Raw genomic sequence first — 17,727 nt, forward strand, 5'->3', positions numbered from 1 at the left:
TCGATGGTGGGCGTAGAGAGAGTTGAACTCCCGACCCCTGCAATGTCAATACAGTGCTCTACCACTGAGCTATACGCCCGCACCATCGAATATCCGCCTCCTTGGAAGCGGAACGCGCATCTAGCCGCGACCCGGCGCGCACGCAAGGTGCAATCGGTTCTAAAGCGAGGCTTCCTTGCGATCCTGAAAAACGCGGTCCACTTCCATCACCAGATCACGCAGGTGGAAGGGCTTGGAAAGCACCTTTGCCCGCGGCTGATCGGCGCTGGCCCGCAGAGAAACGGCGGCAAAGCCGGTGATGAACATCACCTGCGTCGCGGGGCTGATCTCGTTGCATTTCTGGGCAAGCTCGATCCCGTCCATTTCCGGCATCACAATGTCGGACAGCAGGAGATCGTAATGCGAATCTTCCAGCAGCGGCACAGCCAGAGTCCCGCGATCGACCGAATCGACCTCGTATCCGGCATTCTCCAGCGCACGGACAAGATAGGTGCGCATGGCCTCTTCATCCTCGGCCAGAAGGATGCGGGGGGGCTGGTTCGGTTCGCTCATAGCGGCTCCCTATACGCCCATGTGTTTAAAATTTCTTCTGCCGCGCGCGCTGCGACCTGCTTTGACACACATGCTGGATATGGCATGACCGCAGATGATGGCTACACACGGTGAGAATGACGGGATTCAGGGAAACGCAAGCCAATTTGCGACCCATAAAGACGGTGCTATTTCCAAAGGCCTCCCACGCTTCACGCTGGACATCCCGGACGCTTTGCCATCGCCGGTGTTGATTGCCGCGCCGCATGCCGGGCGCAATTATCCGCCCGACTTGCTCGCATCGATGCGCAATCCCGATTTTGCCGCCATCCGGCTCGAAGACCGGCTTGTCGATCTGTTGGCACGGGAAGTGGCGCGGCAGACCGGGGCGGCTCTGCTGGTCGCCGATGCGCCGCGCGCTCTGATCGATCTGAACCGTGCGCCCGGCGATATGGACTGGGGCATGGTGGCAGAGGGGCGGCCGGCAAATGTTTCGCATTCGGCGGCCAACCGCCGGGCGCGGGGCGGGTTGGGGCTGATCCCGCGCAGGTTGAATGGTTTGGGCGAAATTTGGCGAGAGCGCATTTCCCATGCAGAGGTGCAGCGCCGGATTTCGCAAGTGCATGAGCCATATCATGCTGCGCTCAAGTCGACGCTGGACCGTATCCGAAGCCGGTGGGGGGCCGCGCTGCTGATCGATTTGCACTCGATGCCGCCATTGAAGCCGCGCCGCCCGACCGATCGTCCGGCGCAGTATGTTCTGGGCGACCGGTTCGGGGCCTCATGCAATGGCATGCTGTCGGCCACGGCCATGCGCTATTTCGGGCGGGTCGGTGCGCGCGCGGCTCATAACCGGCCCTATGCCGGCGGTTATGTGCTGGACCGGCATGGCGCGCCATCGGTGGGCGTGCACGCCATGCAGATCGAAGTATGCCGCTCGCTGTATCTGGAGCGTGACCATGCGGTGCCGAGCGCCCGCGCAGGCGAGATTGCCGGCGTGCTGACCGGCCTGGTCCGGGCGCTGGCCGAGGAAGTGGTCCCCCGTCGCAGCTGGCCGCAGGCTGCCGAGTAGAGACTACGTAACCGGTTAGTTCAGGCCAAATAAAAAGCGGCGGACCCCTAAGGAGCCCGCCGCCTTTCTTTATGCGAGTGCGCCGGGGCGCGGCGCGTTATTTCTTTGCAGCATCCTTCGCTGCTTCAGCAGGCAGCTTCGGGCCGGTGCCCTGCTGCACCTGACGCGAGAAAATCACCCGCATCAGATCGAGCGAGAAGATATGCGCATGGATGACGGCCAGCATGCCGTTGTCCATCCATTCCTTGGTCACTTTCTCATCGAGAGCGCGCAGCTTTTCCTGATCGACCATCTGGAAGCCGCGATAGAGATACGGCTGATCGGTGTTGCCGTCCTGCGAGATCGAAATTTCGCTTTCCATCAGCAGGTCGTGCTTCTTCAGTTCCTCGACGAGAGCCTTGGTCTTGATCCCGGCTTCTTCGAACTTCTGGCAGAAATCGAGAATTTTGGTGGTCTCGTCAGTGGCCTTGCCATCGTCGGTGAACAGGCGCTCGCCATCCTTGAACTCGCCAACCGTATCGCTGGTCGGGTCAAAGCACAGCGAAAGCTGCTCGGCGCCTTCCTGAATGCGCGCCAGCATGAAGGGATAGCGGCGGATATAGGCCGGGATGTAGATCGGATCCGACACTTTGCCCTTTTTGTCGACAAAGGTGTTCACGCCTTCATTCAGGCCCATCAGCGCCAGCGGCAGGGGATCGTCACCGGCCGAGAAAACGATCGGAAAATCGCGCTGCGCCTGCACGAACTCGTCGGCTGTCAGCGGAATCGCATGGTGGCCGATCAGCCATTTGGCGGTGTCGCTGCGGCGATTGTTCCACTTGAGGTGGTCGCGCGAATTGAGCGGCATCAGGTCTTTGTAAAACAGGGGCAGGCTCGGCTGCGGCGCGCTGGCCATTGGCAGTCTCCGGATCGTTGGATTGAGAAAATATGGTCGTCGTCACGCAAGGGTTAGAGCCTGCGCAGGAAGATGGTGTTGCGCCTTAAACACTCGCCCCCGCCGGTGCAAGCGGGACCAGCTTGCCGGGATTGAGCAGGCCTTGCGGGTCCAGCGCTGATTTCACGCCGCGCAGAATAGACAGCGATGCCGGATCGCCCAGCCGCCCCAGCTCGTCGCGTTTCATCTGGCCGATGCCATGTTCCGCGCTGATCGATCCGCCCCACTGTGTCACCAGATCATGGACCTTGCGGCTGATCGTCTTGCCCTCGGTCTCTTCCCATTCGCCGCGCACCGCGCCGGGAGGGGCGAGTACGTGGAAATGGACATTGCCATCGCCCAGATGGCCGAAAGCAACCGCTTTGGTGCCGGGAAATTCTGCGTCCATCACCGGCAGAGCATGCTCAACAAAATTGGCCATCGTCTCGACCGGGACCGAGATATCGTGTTGCATGGCCGGACCAATCGCGCGCTCGGCGGCGGAGATACCATCGCGCAAATGCCACAGCGCCTCGGCCTGCGATTCGCTGGCGGCGATGGTGGCATCGTCCAGCAGCTCGGCCTGAAAGGCGCTGGCGAGGAAATCCTCCGTCTGCCCCTCCAAAGCCTCCGCGCCCGCCTTATCGGCGGCCAGCTCGATCAGCGCATACCAGTCATGCGCACCGGCCAGCGGATCGCGTGCATCGGGGTAATGGTCCAGCACCGATTCGAGCGTGTGGTGGGGCATCACCTCGAACCCTTCCAGGACATCGCCCACCTCGCTCTGCGCATGGAGCAGCAATTTGCGTGCATCGGTGATCCGTTTCAGGCCGACAAACATGACCGAGCGGCGGGCAATGGCGGGGAGCAGCCGCAAGGTTGCGCCCGTGACGATCCCCAGCGTGCCCTCGCTGCCGATCATCAGCTGTTTGAGATCGAAACCGCGATTGTCCTTTTTCAGCGGTGTGAGCGAGTCGAACACCTGCCCGTCCGCCAGCACCGCCTGCAAGCCAAGCACCTGCGCGCGCATCGTTCCGTGCCGCAGCACCTGTGTGCCGCCGGCATTGGTGGATATCAGCCCGCCAATCGTGGCCGAGCCTTTGCCGCCCAGTGTCAGGGGAAAGCGCAAGCCCGCCGCATCGGCGGCCTCGTGCAGGTTCTGCAACACAACGCCCGCACCGCAGGTCACGCGTCCGCTTCCCGGCTTGATAGGGTCGATGGTATCCAAACGGCGCAGGGACAGCAGCAGCGAGGCACCTGTCTGATCGGGCGTGGCACCGCCGGACATCCCGCTATTGCCGCCCTGAGGGACAATCGACACGCCCGCTTTCGCGCACAGTTTCATAAGTTCGGCGACTTGGCTCGTATCGGCGGGGGAGGCGAGGGCGAGTGCCTTGCCTGAATAGCGCCCGCGCCAATCCGTCAGCCAAGGCTCGACCAGATCGGGATCCCGCGTCAGGCCCCGGTCGCCCAGCACGGCATGGGCCTCTTTCAGAAAATCGTCGCTGCTTTGCATGATGCACCTTTGCCACACCGGGACGGCCAAATGCCACCTCTTGCGTTCGCTGACAGGATAATTAAGCCAGCATTCAATCGCGGTGGGTGAATGCGCTCCACCACAAACGGCGCGTGGTATCAGCGGGCCGGTACAGGAGTTTCACGGCACACCCGTTCCAGCGATGCCCAATTTTGTCGACCTGTTTGCGCCCCTAGCGCTGTTGCTGCCGATCCCGGCAGACAGCGAGCCTGCGCCGGTGGAAGAGCCGGTCAAGCTCGCGCCAAAGCCCGAGCCGGTAAAGGAAGACAGCGCCCGCCCTGCTGCCATGCCGCAGCATTGGCAGGGTATTGTCCCGCTCAGCGGGGCGCAGCCGTGGTACCAGGTGCGCATCCAGCAGCGCGTGATTGTCAGGGTTTCTCCGCGTCGTGCGCGGCAAAGCCTGGTCGCTACGCTGCCCGCGCGACCTCCGACCGATTATATCGAACGCAAGATCGGCAATTGTCTTGAGCTGAAAAGCGTGATTGCCGTGCAGGCCGATGCCGCACGTCTGCTGCTCTACACAAACGACCGCAAGATCATCTCTGCGACGTTGGAAAAGAGCTGCCGTCCGCGCGATTTCTACTCCGGCTTTTATGTCGAGCCGAGCAAGGACGGGAAGCTGTGTATCAAGCGTGACAATCTCCAGTCGCGCAATGGCATGTCGTGCCAGATGAGCCGTATCCGTCAATTGGTGCCTGCGGGCGTCTGATTGGACACGCGTTTTGCGGGCGAAGACTGTGTGCTTCTCCGGCAGATTTCTTGACATTACGAAGGCGTTTGCCCAGAGGACGCGGCGTGTGACGCGCCTTTCGCGCCGCCGGGTCTGCTCCAGCTTTTGTGGCGACTTGCCAGCCAGAGCGGCCACACCTTTCTATTTGAATTCTTATTTTCGGACATATGCATGAAATTTGCCGACCTCGGCCTCTCCCCTGAATTGCTGAAAGCGGTCGACAAAGCCGGCTACGATACGCCGACCCCGATTCAGGAACAGGCGATCCCGCCGGTGCTGATGATGAAGGACATTATCGGTATCGCCCAGACGGGCACCGGTAAAACGGCCAGCTTCGTGCTCCCGATGATTGACATCATGGCCAGCGGCCGCCGCCGCGCGCTGATGCCGCGCAGCCTTATTCTGGAACCGACCCGCGAACTGGCGGCGCAAGTGGCCGAGAATTTCGAGAAATATGGCGAGAACCACGATCTGAAAATGGCGCTGCTTATTGGCGGCGTGCAGATGGGCGATCAGGTGAAGGCGCTCAATGAAGGCGTCGATGTGTTGATCGCGACGCCAGGCCGCCTGATGGACCTGTTCGAGCGCGGCAAGATCTTGCTCAATGGCTGCGAATTGCTGGTTATCGACGAAGCGGACCGGATGCTCGACATGGGGTTCATTCCCGATATCGAGTTCATCTGCTCCAAGCTGCCCGAGCAACGCCAGACAATGCTGTTCTCGGCAACGATGCCTCCGCCGATCGAGAAGCTGGCCAAGACCTTCATGGACAATCCCAAGCGGATCGAAGTGAGCCGGGCGGCGACGACCAATGCCGATATTACCGCGTTCAAGGTGATGGTCGGCGCGCGCCAGAAACGCGACACGCTGGAATGGCTGCTGGCCAATGATCACGTGGAAACCGCGATTGTCTTCTCCAACCGCAAGACGACCGTGCGCGATCTGAACCAGCATTTGCAGCGCAAGGGCTTCAAGAGCGGCGAGATCCACGGCGATATCGACCAGGCGACCCGTCAGAAGGAGCTTGAGCGCTTCAAGTCGGGCGACATGAATATTCTCGTCGCGAGCGACGTTGCGGCGCGCGGGCTGGATATCAAGGGCGTGAGCCACGTGTTCAACTACGACACGCCGTGGCACCCCGATGACTACGTCCACCGCATCGGCCGCACAGGCCGAGCAGGGGCCAAGGGCCGCGCCTTCACCTTCGTGACACCCGAAGACGCTGAAGCAATCGACAATGTCGAGAAGCTGACCAAGAACGTCATTCCGGTCTTCGGCAAGGACGACGTTCGGGTCGAGCTAAAAGATGGCGATGCGGGCGAGGAAAAGGCCGAGGAAGCTAAGCCAAAGCGTGATGAAAAGTCCGAACAGGACGAAAAGCCCAAGCGGTCGCGTTCAAAGAAACCCGAGCGCGATAATGATGGCGACAGCGGGAAGAGCGAGAAAAAGCCGCGCCGCGAGAAACAGGCGAAACCGGAACGCTCCCAAAAGGGCAGTAACGGCCGGGGCCGCAAGCAGGACGACGACCCGGTCCCCCCGGGCGAATGGAACGGCCCACAGCCGGGCTTCCTAGACGTTGGCTTCGACTGAGCAGCATTCGATCGGCCACAAATTTCTAAAGGGGCCGTCGCTTCGTTTCAGTGCATCGCGACGACTTGCGCGGTAATGCAAACCTCCTAACCCGGCGAACCCTTCATACAGGTGTCGTCGACATGCAGACAGTCGAGCACACGACATGTTTCCTAGCCAGAATCCGAGGGCGCGCAGTGCTGACCTGATCGTCCACGCGATCAGCTTCGCAGGCTTTGTCGCGATCGTTCCGTATTTCCTGCAACTTGCACAGGCGCGACCGGAGGCCGGCTTGCCGTTAGCGATTGCGGTCTATGGCATCGCTGTGCTGTCGTCGGTGGCTATCTCGGGCGCCTACCATCTCTTTCCGCGCCACGAATTGCGACCGACCCTGCGGCGATGGGACCATGCGGCAATCTATCCCGTTATTGCCGGGACCTTCACACCGCTGCTTCTGATGGCCGGAACCCGCAGTGCATTCGCGATTCTGGCAGTGATGTGGCTGGTCGGGGCCATCGGCATTGTCTTCAAGCTGATCGCGACGAACATGGACCCGAAATGGTCGCTCGCGTCCTATATCGGGTTTGGTGCCATTGGACTGCTCGCTCTGCCCGACTTCTGGATGCAGCTACCGCGGGGCTCCATGGTCGCGATAGGATCGGGCGCAGTGTTCTATTTGATCGGGACGTGGTTCTATCGCCAGAAACAAATGCCGTTCCGTTACCCGATCTGGCACATCTGGGGCACACTCGGCGGAGGAAGCATGGCCGCAGCAATCTGGATCGCGCTGCAGAATTAGGGGGCGGGGTAGGGGGTTAGCCCTCGACCTGCACAAAGCTGCCGATCAGTGAATTCTCGCCTGCCTGCCTGCTGGCATTTGAACGGCGGCTTCAACGATCTATCCCATCCTTTGGGCCGGATCGTTACACCAACTCAGCGCCTAAGGAATGCCAACGAGTATATATAGGAGACCACAACCACGCCGCAGATGGCCGTGGCGGTGTATGGCGAGGGCACATAGGCGAAGGCCGCATAACAACCGATTGCGCGGCCAACGGCATGCCGGATTCCCACCGGATCATCGGCAGCCCATCCATACGGTATCCAGACCACTCCGGCGAGCACCGCCATCCCGACAACCAGGATCAAGGGCTCGCCCGCACGGGCTCCCGCGATGGCTATAGGGACGACAAGGCCCACAATCAGGATCGACAGCAGGAACTGCTTGGTCAGCGGATTGTCCGACCCTCCGGCAAACAGATTGCGCCCCCGCACCTTATCGATCAGGAACGCGAGCGGCATGATCGCCACCATCACGTAAAGCGCGCCCGTTGCGATTGTCTCTTCGTCGAGCTGTAAGGCAGCAATTCCCAGCGCTGCCCAAACGATCATGCCGGCAATCGGCATCGCAACCGTGCTGCCATCGCGAAAATCCGCCCGCAATTCCTGCAACGTCATGGTTTCCATTGCGGTTGCAGAATTATCAGGCGACTTCGACATCACATGCTCCGGGCCGTTTCTTATCCAGCAACCCCAATTAGTTATCGAGCGTGACAAAGCTGTCAATAACGCGCTTCTCGCCCGCGTCCTCGAAATTGATGACCAGCTTGTTGCCTTCTTGATCGATCACCGTGCCGCTGCCGAATTTGTCGTGGCGGACCTGCGCGCCGATGGCGATGTCGGTGCGGGCCTTTGCAGCGAAGCTGGCGGCGCTGCGACGGTTTTCGGCGACGCGCGCGGGCTTCGTATCGTAGCCGGATGTGAGGGCGCGTTGCCATCCGGGACCGCGATTGCTGGAGCGGTCGGGGCGGTTTTGCGAGACATGGGCGAAAGGGTCTTCGCTTTCGCTGTAATTCGCCCGCCAGAGCGATGCGCCGCCGCTCATCGTGGTTTCGCTTTCGATATGTTCGTCCGGCAATTCCTCGACAAAGCGGCTGGGGATAGAGCTGGTCCACTGGCCGTAAATGCGCCGGTTGGCCGCGTGCAGAATGGTGCAGCGCTGCCGGGCGCGGGTGATTGCGACATAGGCGAGGCGTCGCTCTTCCTCGAGGCTCGCCAGCCCCCCTTCGTCGAGCGAGCGCTGAGATGGGAACACGCCTTCTTCCCAGCCGGGCAGAAAGACGTGATCAAACTCCAGACCCTTGGCCGCGTGAATGGTCATCAGCGTGACTTTCGCGTCTTCCGCGTTGGCATCGTTGTCCATCACCAGGCTGACATGCTCGAGGAAATCGCCCAGCGTTTCGTATTCTTCCATAGCGCGGATGAGCTCGGTCAAGTTGTCCTGACGCCCGGCCGCCTCAGCGCTGCGGTCCGCCGCCAGCATATCGTCATAGCCGCTCTCGGCCAGAACCTGCCGAAGCAATTCGGATGGGGAGACCTCCTCGGCCCGCTCGCGCCATGCCAAGAACTGCCGCATCAGATTACCGATGGTGGTGGCCGCGCGTTTGGGCAGCTCGTCGCTGTCCGCCAGTTGTAGCGAAGCGGCGGCCAGCGGCTGCCCGGTGCGCCGCGCATGTTGGTGCATCTTCTCCAGCGTCTTGGCACCGAGCCCGCGTTTGGGCTGATTGTAAATCCGCTCGAACGCCAGATCGTCGCGCGGCTGGGCAATCACCCGCAGATAGGCGAGGGCATCGCGGATCTCGGCGCGTTCGTAGAAACGGAAACCGCCGATGATGCGGTAATTGAGGCCGATCTGGATGAACCGGTCCTCGAACTCGCGGGTCTGGTAGGATGCGCGCACCAGAATGGCGATCTGGTCCAGCGAAGCGCCGGAACGCTCCAGCCCCTCGATATCTTCACCCACCCGGCGCGCTTCTTCGGGACCGTCCCAGATGCCGATGACCTTGACCTTGTCGCCCGCATCCATCTCGGTCCACAGCGTCTTGTCGAGCCGCTGGCTGTTGGCCCCGATCAGGCCCGATGCCGCCCCCAGAATATGCGGGGTGGAGCGATAATTCTGCTCCAGCCTGACGACTTTCGCGCCGGGAAAATCTTTCTCGAACCGCAGAATGTTGGCCACCTCTGCGCCGCGCCAGGAATAGATCGACTGGTCGTCATCGCCGACCACGCAGATATTCTTGCGCTCCTGTGCCAGCAGTCGCAGCCACAGATACTGAACGGCGTTTGTATCCTGATACTCGTCGACGAGAATATATTTGAAGCGCTGCTGATAGCTGCGCAGGATGTCCTTCTCGCGCCGTAGAATGTTTAGCATGTGTAATAGTAGGTCGCCGAAGTCGCACGCGTTCAACGCCTTCAGCCGCGCCTGATAGAGGCCGTACATCTGCGCGCCCCTGCCATTGGCATAGGCTTCGTTCTCCACCGCATCGAGATCATCGGGGTTCAGCCCGCGGTTCTTCCAGCGGTCGATCAGGCCCGCCAGCTGGCGCGGCGGCCAGCGCTTCTCGTCCAGATCGTTCTCTGTAATCAATGCCTTGAGCAGGCGCAGCTGGTCATCGGTATCGATGATAGTGAAGTTCGATTGCAGCCCGACCAGCTCGGCATGACGGCGCAGCATCTTGGCGCAGATCGAATGGAAGGTGCCGAGCCACGGCATGCCCTCCAGCGCGCCGCCGGTAAGCACGGCCACCCGCTCGCGCATCTCGCGCGCCGCCTTGTTGGTGAAGGTGACGCAGAGGATTTCGCTGGGCCACGCCTTCTTCATCGCCACCAGATGCGCCAGCCGAGAGGTCAGCGCCGACGTCTTGCCGGTGCCTGCTCCCGCCAGCATCAATACCGGCCCCTCGGTGGTCAGCACCGCCTCGCGCTGCGGCTGGTTGAGACGCGCGGCATAGGCCGGGATATCGCCCTCGGCGGGAGGGGGAGGAGGCGTATCGAGCGCGCCCGGAGGGGCGTGGGGGTGCGGTTGGTCTGTCATACTGTCTGCGTGAACAGGTAGGGAACGCGGACGCCTGCGGCAAGCCGTGCATGGCGAGAGGACCAAATTTGGAACCCCATGCGGGTGCGCGGGTTGGTTAGGCAAGGACAGAGAAGTCCAATACCAACGACGAAGGAATTGATAATGAAGACTATTCTCGCAGCCGCAGCCGCCACTGGCCTTGCCCTTTCCGCCGCGCCCGCAATCGCGCAAGGCACGCAAGCAGCCTCGCCCGAAATCGTCGAGCGCACCGCAAATGGCAAGGCATCGAAGGTAATGATCGACGGCAAGGTGATCGACGTCTGCATGTCGGAAGAACAGGACAATTGCATCAATCCGCGCGAAGCCGGGCTTAATTGGGGCGATCGTCCGCTGGGTTATTTCCCCCGCTAACTCCGACTGTATTTTGGCGCGGCAGCACCCCTCGCCGCCGCGCATGAAGCCGAAAGGGCCGGTTCCACTGATCGTGGGGCCGGCCCTTTTGTCATCCTGCACGCTCACCGCAAAAATTGCACAAGAGCGGGCCAAACGGGCTGGCCGCGCGACCGGGCAGCCGCGGCTCTATTGCCGTCTCAACGCGGATCGCTGAACACGAACTTGTTCGATGGCAATTGGGAATTGGGGCCACCGAACGGGTCGCGTTCGTAACGTTTGGGTTTCCCTGAATTATGGAGAATCCAATGCGTAAGATGATGAGAATTTGTGCTGCTGCAGCTATTTTCGCAGCAGGTCCACTGGCCGCGCAGGAGGGTGCGCCGCCTCCTGCACCGCCGCCGACTGCTTCGGCTGATGCAGCGACACCGGCGGAAATGTCGCCCGAGCAAATGCGTGTCTACGGGCGGTGGCCGCAGGAACGGCAGGCCATGTTCGATGGCTGGTCGCAGGAAGCGAAGAGCTATTACTGGTCGCTCAGCCCGCCGCGTCAGGAAGTGTTCTGGATGCTGAGCGATGGTGACCGGCTGACATTGACCGGCATGGCGGAAGACGAGCAAGAGACGGCCTGGAGCAGGCTGGAGCAGCAAATGCTCGCCAGCCAACCGCCCGCGGGATCAGCGGCTGCTACGCCTTCCGCTCCACCGGAGCCAATCGACGAACCGATGGAAGAACCCATGGATCGCCCGATGACGGAGGTGGACGATCACAGTCCCAGCTAGCGCCAGTCTATAGCGCCGACATCTGTGCGCCGGGACCGCAGGCTGTGATTGCCATAACACAGCAGCCTTGCCGTTCCGGCGTGCACCTGTCTTAGTGCCCGCAACACGTTTTGCGAGGGAGTGACGGGATGCTGACAGGGGGATGCCATTGCGGAGCGATCCGTTACGAGATCGAGGGCGAGCCGCTTAACCACGCACTGTGCCACTGTGTCGATTGCCGCCGGTCCTCCGGCGCGCCGATGACGGGGTGGGCCATGATGCGCGATGACCAGCTGTCGATTTCCGGAGAGATCAGCACCTATGCCAGCTCGGAAGATGCGCGCCGCCATTTCTGCATCCAGTGCGGCACGGGGCTGTTCTATTCGAACGAGGCGATGCTGCCCGGCATGGTCGATGTGAAAACTGGCACACTGGACGAACCGGACGAGTTGCCCCCGGAATGCCACATCCAAACGGCGGAACGGGTTGGCTGGATGGCCGATGCGCATCATCTGGTGCAGTTCGAGCGATTTCCTCCGCAAGAGGGTGATGCGGACTAGGTCAAACGCAGCAGGGTGATCTTCGCCTTGCCGACCTTGCGTTCCTTATCCACGCTGAGCAGGCGGACCTCGACATCTTCTATGGCGGCTGTTTCCACCGCCACCCACGTCGCCTCGCCGATCCATCCCAACCGGATCATCCGGTCGAGCGCCACGTTGGCCGCGCCGGTGCCATAGGGCGGATCGAGCAATAGCAAATCATGCGGAGCCTTGGCAGGCCCCAGAGCTGTTACCGAGCCTGCGCTGACGGTGGTGCGCGCACGAGCATCGAGGGCGGTGATATTTGCGCGGATAGCATCCAGTGCAGGCTTCTCCTGCTCCACAAACAGACAATGCGCCGCGCCGCGTGAAAGCGCCTCCAGCCCCAGTGCGCCCGAGCCTGCAAACAGGTCGGCAACAGACAGCCCTTCGAATGTGCCGAGGCGGCTGGTGAGCATGTTGAACAGGGTCTCGCGGGTCCGGTCGGCGGTGGGGCGGGTGGCGTCGCCTTTGGGCGCCGTCAGTTTGCGCCCGCGCCAATCGCCCGCAATTATCCTCATTTGCTGTCTTTCGGCAGGCTGGAACGGAAGCGTCCGATGTCTTGCTTGGCAATCTCCACTGCAGCGCCGCGCGGCAGGTCGGCCAAATCGAACGGGCCATAGGATGTGCGGATCAGGCGGCTGACCTTAAGGTCGAAATGCTCCAGAACGCGGCGCACCTCACGGTTCTTGCCCTCCGTAATGGTCATCACGATCCACTTGTTCGCGCCCTGCTTGCCGCCGCCCCGTTCGATATCGGCGTCGATTTCGCCGTAGCGCACGCCGTCAATGGTGATCCCTTCCATCAGGCCGTGCAGATCGCTTTCGGCAATGTCGCCATAGGTGCGGGCGCGGTAGGTGCGGGGGATGCCGGAGGATGGTAGCTCCATCTGCCGTTTCAGGCCGCCATCATTGGTCAGCAGCAGCAGGCCCTCTGTGTTCATGTCCAGCCGCCCGACCGGCATCAGGCGCGGTGTGTCCTGGGGCAGCGCATTGCGCAGCGCATCGTAGATCGTCGGACGGCCTGAAAAATCGCGTTCCGCCGTCAATAGGCCGACGGGTTTATGAAAGGCGAACAGCCGGGTCGGCTCCGCCTTGCCCACCGGATTGCCGTCCACCGTGATGCCGCGCAGGCTTTCGAGAAAGGTTGCCGGCGTTTCCACCACCTTGCCGTGAAGCGACACGCGCCCCTCGGCAATCATCCGCTCCACCTCGCGGCGGCTGGCGACGCCAGCGCGGGCGAGCAGCTTGGCAATGCGGTCGCCATCGGGGCGGTCAGGCGATCGGGTTTCTTTATGGGCCATGATGCCGCGCGGGTTAGGCCTTCAATTGGCCCAAATCAATTAATAGCGCGCAACGCCTGTGCGACTGTATCGGCGAAAGCGCGCACTCCGCCTTCCAGCGTTCCGAGTGTGATGTGATCGATTGCGCCGCTGGAAAGACCCTGCTGGCCCAATTCCGCCGCGCGGAAGTCCTCGCTGGCAAACACGCCGCCATCCAGCAGCGCCCAGCTTTTCTCCCAATGCGCGCGCGCCTTTTCGGTCGCGGGTGCTTCGGGGATGAGCATGAAATCCTCCACCAGCGTCAGCTTCTCCGATTGCGGCATCAGGACCATGATATTGAGGTAATCGGGGCTGGGGATCACGATGGTGGCGGGCAGAAATTGATAGGCAAAGGTGACCACGCGGCGCAGCGCGGCCATGTCGGTCAGGTCGATGTTCTCCATCTCCTCCAGACGGCCCACGGCGCTGCGCATATGCGGGCCGACCGTGTCGCCGGAAGTGATCCCGTCCTTGAAGAACGGCCCGATGGTGTTCGCGTGCAGCCGGGTGACATGATAGCTTTCCAGAAACGCATCCATGATTAGCTTCCAGTTGCCATGCACCGTGTGCAGCTTGCGCCGGAACAAATGATGCTCTGAAGTGCCAAAGGCGGCCATATCTTCGCTGATCGCCTGTGCATCGGTGAAGTCGGCTTGCGGGTCGGGAGAGAACCAGATCAGCCCGCCTTCTTCCATGCTGGGCAGCTCGACCAGACCCATGTCGCTCTTGTCGAGGCCGGGAAAGGTCTCGGGCCGGGGCAGGGCGAGTAGCTTGCCATCCAGCCGGTAAGTCCATGCGTGATAGGGGCATACCAGCCGCTTGGCGCATTGGCTTTCTTCGCCCTCCACAAGACGCGTGCCCCGGTGGCGGCAGACGTTGAGAAAGACATGCGCCTTGCCTTCTGAATCGCGGGTCAGCAGCAGCGGGCGGCCTGTGGCGTCATGCGGCACGGCCATATCGCTTGTGGGCAATAGAGCAGAGGGCGCGATGACTTGCGGTAGCCGCTCGAACAAAGCGGCCTTCTCGCGCGCAAAATGGACGGGATCGGTGTAATCGCTTGCCGGCACAGTCTGGATCGTGGTCGAGCGCTTGGGATCGACACTGCCATCCGCAATCCGGCGCGCGAGCGCTATCTGGCCGGGCGTAGGACTGCTGCCTCGGTTCACCGCCTGCACATCGCTCATCCCCGATACTCCTCATCCAGCGCCTTTGCCTTGGCGCGGCTTGGCACTAAGGATTACAGCATATCCTGCGGGAATAAAGGGACGGGACGACAATGGCGGATGCAGCAGCAAAACAGGGCAAGCCGGGATGGCGCGCGGTTCTCGCCGCACTGAAGCAGCCCAAGACCGGATACATGCTGCTGTTCGGCTTTGCTGCGGGCCTGCCTTATGCGCTGGTGCTGGGCACGCTGTATGCTTGGCTGTCCGATGCGGGCGATATCGATCTGGAGACGATGGGTGTCTTCTCGCTGATCGGGCTGGCTTACGCGTTCAAATTCCTGTGGTCGCCCGCGCTTGATCGGGTCGATATTCCGTTCGTCAGCAGGCTGGGCAAGCGCAAGCAGTGGATCGTCACCGCGCAGCTGGTGATCGGCGGCGCGCTGGTCGCTCTCAGCTTCATCACGCCGAGCAATTCCACCATCGGTATTTTCAGCCTGCTCGCTGGCCTCGCGGCCTTTGCCAGCGCGACGCAGGACGTGGTGATCGACGCATGGCGCGTGGATGTGGCGGATGATGTCGCGACCATCGATATCCTCTCCACCGTCTATCAGATGGGATACCGCATTGCCGCGCTGGTCGGCGGTGCGCTGGCACTGTTCGCGGCAGAGCGGGTAGGCTGGCCAGCGACCTATTTCGGCATGGGGCTGACGATGCTGGCAGTTGGTTTCGCCGGACTGTGGGCACCCGATGCCAACGCAGCGGACATGGCGGCCGATCAGGCGGCGTTGGGCGATGATCCTTACGGCCTGCGCGTGGCTGGCCAGATGCTGCCCAAGGTCCGCATGACGGCGCTGGCCATCGTGGCCCTGCTGTGGGGCTGGGCACTGGTGACGGTCGGTGTGTTCATGGTTCGCAGCCTGTCGAGCGATCCCGACGCGCGGCCCGACTCGGTCGAGTTTATCTCGAACATGGGACCACTTATTGTGATCGCTACCGTGGTGTTGCCGGCGATGGTGGCGGCATGGCTGGAAAGCGCGCGCAAGCGCGGGAAGTACGTGATACCTGCTGGTATCGAGGATGGCCCCGGTATCCAGACCGGCCAATACACATCCCAATACGCTGCAGCGTCAACTGGCGACCGGGCGATGGACCATCTTTACCGCGCTCTGGTTCTGCCGCTGACCGATTTGATCGGGCGGCTGGGCTGGGCGATTATTATCGTTATCGCTCTGGTGCTGACCTACCGCATCACCGACGCGATCTGGGGCACGTTTGCCTACCCGTTCTATCTCGGCGAGTTGGAATATACGAAGGACGAGGTGGCTGTGGCGTCCAAGTTCTTCGGTGTCGGGGCGCTGTTAGTTGGCCTCGCACTGGGCGGATATTTGCTAACCGCGATTGGCCGGATGGTCACGCTGACATTGGGCGCATTTCTGGCAGCGATTACCAACCTGCTCTACGCCGATCTGGCCATCGGCGGCGCGCGCGTGCAGGCCTTTGCCGATATGACAGGCTTTACCTGGCTCGTCGGGGCGCTGGGCGGTGATGACCGGCTGGCGACGTTGATGATGGCGATTGCCGGCGAGAATATCGCTGTGGGTATCGCGGGCGCTGCGTTCGTCGCCTACCTCTCCAGCATCGTGTCAAAAGGATACAGCGCTGTGCAATATGCGCTGCTGTCCTCGCTCACGCTGCTGGTCGGCACGCTGGGGCGCGGCGCGCTGGGCCAGATGATCGAGGAACAGAGCTACTACGATGTTTTCATCCTGACCACCTTAATCGGGATGGGCGCCGTGGTGCTGTGCATTATCGAATGGATTCGGCAGGCGCGGCTGGGCAAGGCGTCTGGGGTTGTTGCTCCCGATCCGAAATTGAGTGCCGACCCGGCAGAGTGATTAGTCGGGCAGTTCGTCGTTAAGCCGTAGGACTTCGCCGGCGAGATAGAGCGAGCCCAATACGGCGACAGGTTGCCATTCGTCATGGGGCCTGCCGGTGTTGAGCATGTTCAACGCGCTTGTCACGTCGTCTGCCGCACCATGGCCAGCTATGCCCGCTTCCTTTGCAATTGCACGAATTGCACCCGGCTCGTGATGATCATGGCTCGGCACCGGCACACCGACCAATGTTCGCGTTATTGGCGCAATCGTGTGAATGAACTCCGCCACGTTTTTATTACGAAGCATACCCAGAACGACGCTGATTTTTGGGCCGTCTTCGGTGAAGTTTATCAGCCGGCTTTCTTTGGATAAAGTTTGTCTAATTGCCGCCGCCGCATTCGCGTTGTGACCGCCATCGACCCAGATATCGAACCCGGCATCAATATCCATCAGCGGCCCGTCGGTCAGCCGCTGCATTCTTGCAGGCCAATGCGCCCTTCGCAGCCCCTCGGCCATCGCTATGTTGCTGATTGAAAGTATGCTTTGATTGCGCAACATTGCGATTGCGAGGCCCGCATTTTCCGCTTGGTGTTCGCCGAACATGGCGGGCAGGGGCAGGTCCAGCTTTCCCCGATTGTCCCTGTATTCCAGCCGGTCCGTGACGTCGATGTTCCAACCATCACCGCGCATGGCCAATGGTGTCTGGTGTTTCGCCGCAGCGATCCGTATTTCACGGTTGGCTCCCTCAGCATAGGTCTGGGTCACCAGCGCAGCACCCGGTTTGGCAATGCCCGCCTTCTCAAAAGCAATCCGCGCGATTGGATCGTCAGGTGTGCCCTCTTCCGGGGCAAGTAGGAACCGCTCGTGGTCTATGCCAAGCGCCGCAATCCCGCATACCGCAGGGTGTTCGATAACATTCGTCGCATCGAAACGGCCGCCCAAACCGACTTCGACAACGCAGACATCAGCAGGGGTGCGGCTGAAGGCGAGGAAGGCGGCGGCAATGGTGACTTCGAAGAAGCTGGGGTTCAGGTCCTCGCCCGCATCCAGAACCTCCTCCAGCAGAGCCGCGAGCGCATCATCCTCGATCAGCTTTCCCGCCAGCCGGATACGTTCGTTATAGCGCACCAGATGCGGGCTGGTGGTGACGTGGACGCGCTTGCCGTCCGCCTCCAGCATGGCCCGCAGGAAGGCGCAGGTGGAGCCTTTGCCATTGGTCCCCGCGACATGGAAAACGGGCGGGAGAGAGCGCTGCGGATTGCCCAACCTGTCCAGTAAAGCGCGGATGGTTTCCAGCCCCAGCCGCCCGTCCGGCACACTCAAAGCGCCGAGGCGGTCGAGCTGCGCCTGCACTGCGGGGCTGTCCGATTTTGCGAAGTCCATCAGATTCCCCTCCCGCTTGCGGGAGGGGTTAGGGGTGGGAATT

17 protein-coding genes and 1 tRNA gene are annotated in these 17,727 nt (G+C 61.6%); 8 read left to right on the plus strand and 10 right to left on the minus strand.

Going from position 1 to position 17,727, the window contains the following annotated elements; genetic code table 11:
* Nucleotides 1-4 precede the first annotated feature (4 nt).
* Both ACFCW2_RS10880 and cpdR read right to left on the minus strand, forming a co-directional pair.
* Nucleotides 5-79, minus strand: a tRNA-Val gene (locus ACFCW2_RS10880).
* A gap of 80 nt (nucleotides 80-159) precedes the next feature.
* Entirely contained in the window at nucleotides 160-552 is a 393-nt protein-coding gene (gene cpdR, locus ACFCW2_RS10885) for a cell cycle two-component system response regulator CpdR (RefSeq protein ID WP_379546349.1), read from the minus strand.
* Between the two features lie 94 nt (nucleotides 553-646).
* Between cpdR and ACFCW2_RS10890 the strand changes: the two genes are divergently transcribed.
* Nucleotides 647-1,603, plus strand: coding sequence for an N-formylglutamate amidohydrolase (locus ACFCW2_RS10890; RefSeq protein WP_379546351.1), 957 nt, complete (start codon nucleotides 647-649; stop codon nucleotides 1,601-1,603).
* A 97-nt stretch (nucleotides 1,604-1,700) separates the two neighbouring features.
* On the opposite strand, the gene ACFCW2_RS10895 is transcribed toward ACFCW2_RS10890, so the two are convergent.
* Both ACFCW2_RS10895 and ACFCW2_RS10900 read right to left on the minus strand, forming a co-directional pair.
* Nucleotides 1,701-2,498 (minus strand): SapC family protein, encoded by a 798-nt coding sequence (locus ACFCW2_RS10895; protein ID WP_379546352.1) that lies wholly within the window; start codon nucleotides 2,496-2,498, stop codon nucleotides 1,701-1,703.
* An 85-nt stretch (nucleotides 2,499-2,583) separates the two neighbouring features.
* Nucleotides 2,584-4,032: an FAD-binding oxidoreductase gene (locus ACFCW2_RS10900; RefSeq protein WP_379546354.1), complete on the minus strand. Its 1,449-nt coding sequence runs from the start codon at nucleotides 4,030-4,032 to the stop codon at nucleotides 2,584-2,586.
* Nucleotides 4,033-4,195: 163 nt separating this feature from the next.
* On the opposite strand from ACFCW2_RS10900, the gene ACFCW2_RS10905 reads away from it, so the two are divergent.
* From ACFCW2_RS10905 to trhA, 3 genes are all read left to right on the plus strand, one after another.
* Nucleotides 4,196-4,762 carry a hypothetical protein gene (locus ACFCW2_RS10905; RefSeq protein WP_379546356.1) on the plus strand — a complete coding sequence of 189 codons (567 nt, stop codon included), beginning with the start codon at nucleotides 4,196-4,198 and terminating at the stop codon, nucleotides 4,760-4,762.
* 192 nt (nucleotides 4,763-4,954) lie between these two features.
* Nucleotides 4,955-6,373, plus strand: a complete 1,419-nt coding sequence (locus ACFCW2_RS10910; RefSeq protein WP_379546358.1) for a DEAD/DEAH box helicase — start codon at nucleotides 4,955-4,957, stop codon at nucleotides 6,371-6,373.
* Nucleotides 6,374-6,518: 145 nt separating this feature from the next.
* The gene (gene trhA, locus ACFCW2_RS10915; RefSeq protein ID WP_379546359.1) at nucleotides 6,519-7,151 is read left to right on the plus strand and encodes a PAQR family membrane homeostasis protein TrhA; all 633 of its coding nucleotides are present in this window, start codon (nucleotides 6,519-6,521) and stop codon (nucleotides 7,149-7,151) included.
* 134 nt (nucleotides 7,152-7,285) lie between these two features.
* On the opposite strand, the gene ACFCW2_RS10920 is transcribed toward trhA, so the two are convergent.
* On the minus strand, nucleotides 7,286-7,852 hold the full coding sequence (locus ACFCW2_RS10920) for a DUF7010 family protein (RefSeq protein WP_379546361.1): 567 nt from the start codon (nucleotides 7,850-7,852) through the stop codon (nucleotides 7,286-7,288).
* A gap of 37 nt (nucleotides 7,853-7,889) precedes the next feature.
* Entirely contained in the window at nucleotides 7,890-10,229 is a 2,340-nt protein-coding gene (locus ACFCW2_RS10925) for a UvrD-helicase domain-containing protein (protein WP_379546363.1), read from the minus strand.
* Between the two features lie 144 nt (nucleotides 10,230-10,373).
* Here ACFCW2_RS10925 and ACFCW2_RS10930 point away from each other — a divergent pair, with 144 nt between their 5' ends.
* From ACFCW2_RS10930 to ACFCW2_RS10940, 3 genes are all read left to right on the plus strand, one after another.
* Nucleotides 10,374-10,622, plus strand: coding sequence for a hypothetical protein (locus ACFCW2_RS10930; protein WP_379546365.1), 249 nt, complete (start codon nucleotides 10,374-10,376; stop codon nucleotides 10,620-10,622).
* 287 nt (nucleotides 10,623-10,909) lie between these two features.
* Nucleotides 10,910-11,383 carry a hypothetical protein gene (locus tag ACFCW2_RS10935; RefSeq protein WP_379546367.1) on the plus strand — a complete coding sequence of 158 codons (474 nt, stop codon included), beginning with the start codon at nucleotides 10,910-10,912 and terminating at the stop codon, nucleotides 11,381-11,383.
* Between the two features lie 128 nt (nucleotides 11,384-11,511).
* Nucleotides 11,512-11,922 (plus strand): GFA family protein, encoded by a 411-nt coding sequence (locus ACFCW2_RS10940; protein ID WP_379546369.1) that lies wholly within the window; start codon nucleotides 11,512-11,514, stop codon nucleotides 11,920-11,922.
* Here the strand turns inward: ACFCW2_RS10940 and rsmD are convergent.
* The 3 genes from rsmD to ACFCW2_RS10955 are packed head-to-tail and all read right to left on the minus strand — an operon-like array spanning nucleotide 11,919 to nucleotide 14,445.
* On the minus strand, nucleotides 11,919-12,461 hold the full coding sequence (rsmD, locus tag ACFCW2_RS10945) for a 16S rRNA (guanine(966)-N(2))-methyltransferase RsmD (protein WP_379546371.1): 543 nt from the start codon (nucleotides 12,459-12,461) through the stop codon (nucleotides 11,919-11,921). The genes ACFCW2_RS10940 and rsmD overlap by 4 nt on opposite strands.
* A complete protein-coding gene (locus ACFCW2_RS10950) occupies nucleotides 12,458-13,243 on the minus strand; it encodes a pseudouridine synthase (RefSeq protein ID WP_379546373.1) in 786 nt (261 codons plus the stop codon). The genes rsmD and ACFCW2_RS10950 overlap by 4 nt, the downstream gene beginning before the upstream one ends.
* 35 nt (nucleotides 13,244-13,278) lie before the next feature.
* On the minus strand, nucleotides 13,279-14,445 hold the full coding sequence (locus ACFCW2_RS10955; protein WP_379546375.1) for an aromatic ring-hydroxylating oxygenase subunit alpha: 1,167 nt from the start codon (nucleotides 14,443-14,445) through the stop codon (nucleotides 13,279-13,281).
* Nucleotides 14,446-14,537: 92 nt separating this feature from the next.
* Between ACFCW2_RS10955 and ACFCW2_RS10960 the strand changes: the two genes are divergently transcribed.
* Nucleotides 14,538-16,319: an AmpG family muropeptide MFS transporter gene (locus ACFCW2_RS10960; protein WP_379546377.1), complete on the plus strand. Its 1,782-nt coding sequence runs from the start codon at nucleotides 14,538-14,540 to the stop codon at nucleotides 16,317-16,319.
* On the opposite strand, the gene ACFCW2_RS10965 is transcribed toward ACFCW2_RS10960, so the two are convergent.
* The gene (locus tag ACFCW2_RS10965; protein ID WP_379548973.1) at nucleotides 16,320-17,687 is read right to left on the minus strand and encodes a bifunctional folylpolyglutamate synthase/dihydrofolate synthase; all 1,368 of its coding nucleotides are present in this window, start codon (nucleotides 17,685-17,687) and stop codon (nucleotides 16,320-16,322) included.
* Nucleotides 17,688-17,727: the final 40 nt, after the last annotated feature.

The organism is Qipengyuania algicola, from assembly GCF_042492175.1.
Lineage (GTDB): Bacteria > Pseudomonadota > Alphaproteobacteria > Sphingomonadales > Sphingomonadaceae > CAJXSN01.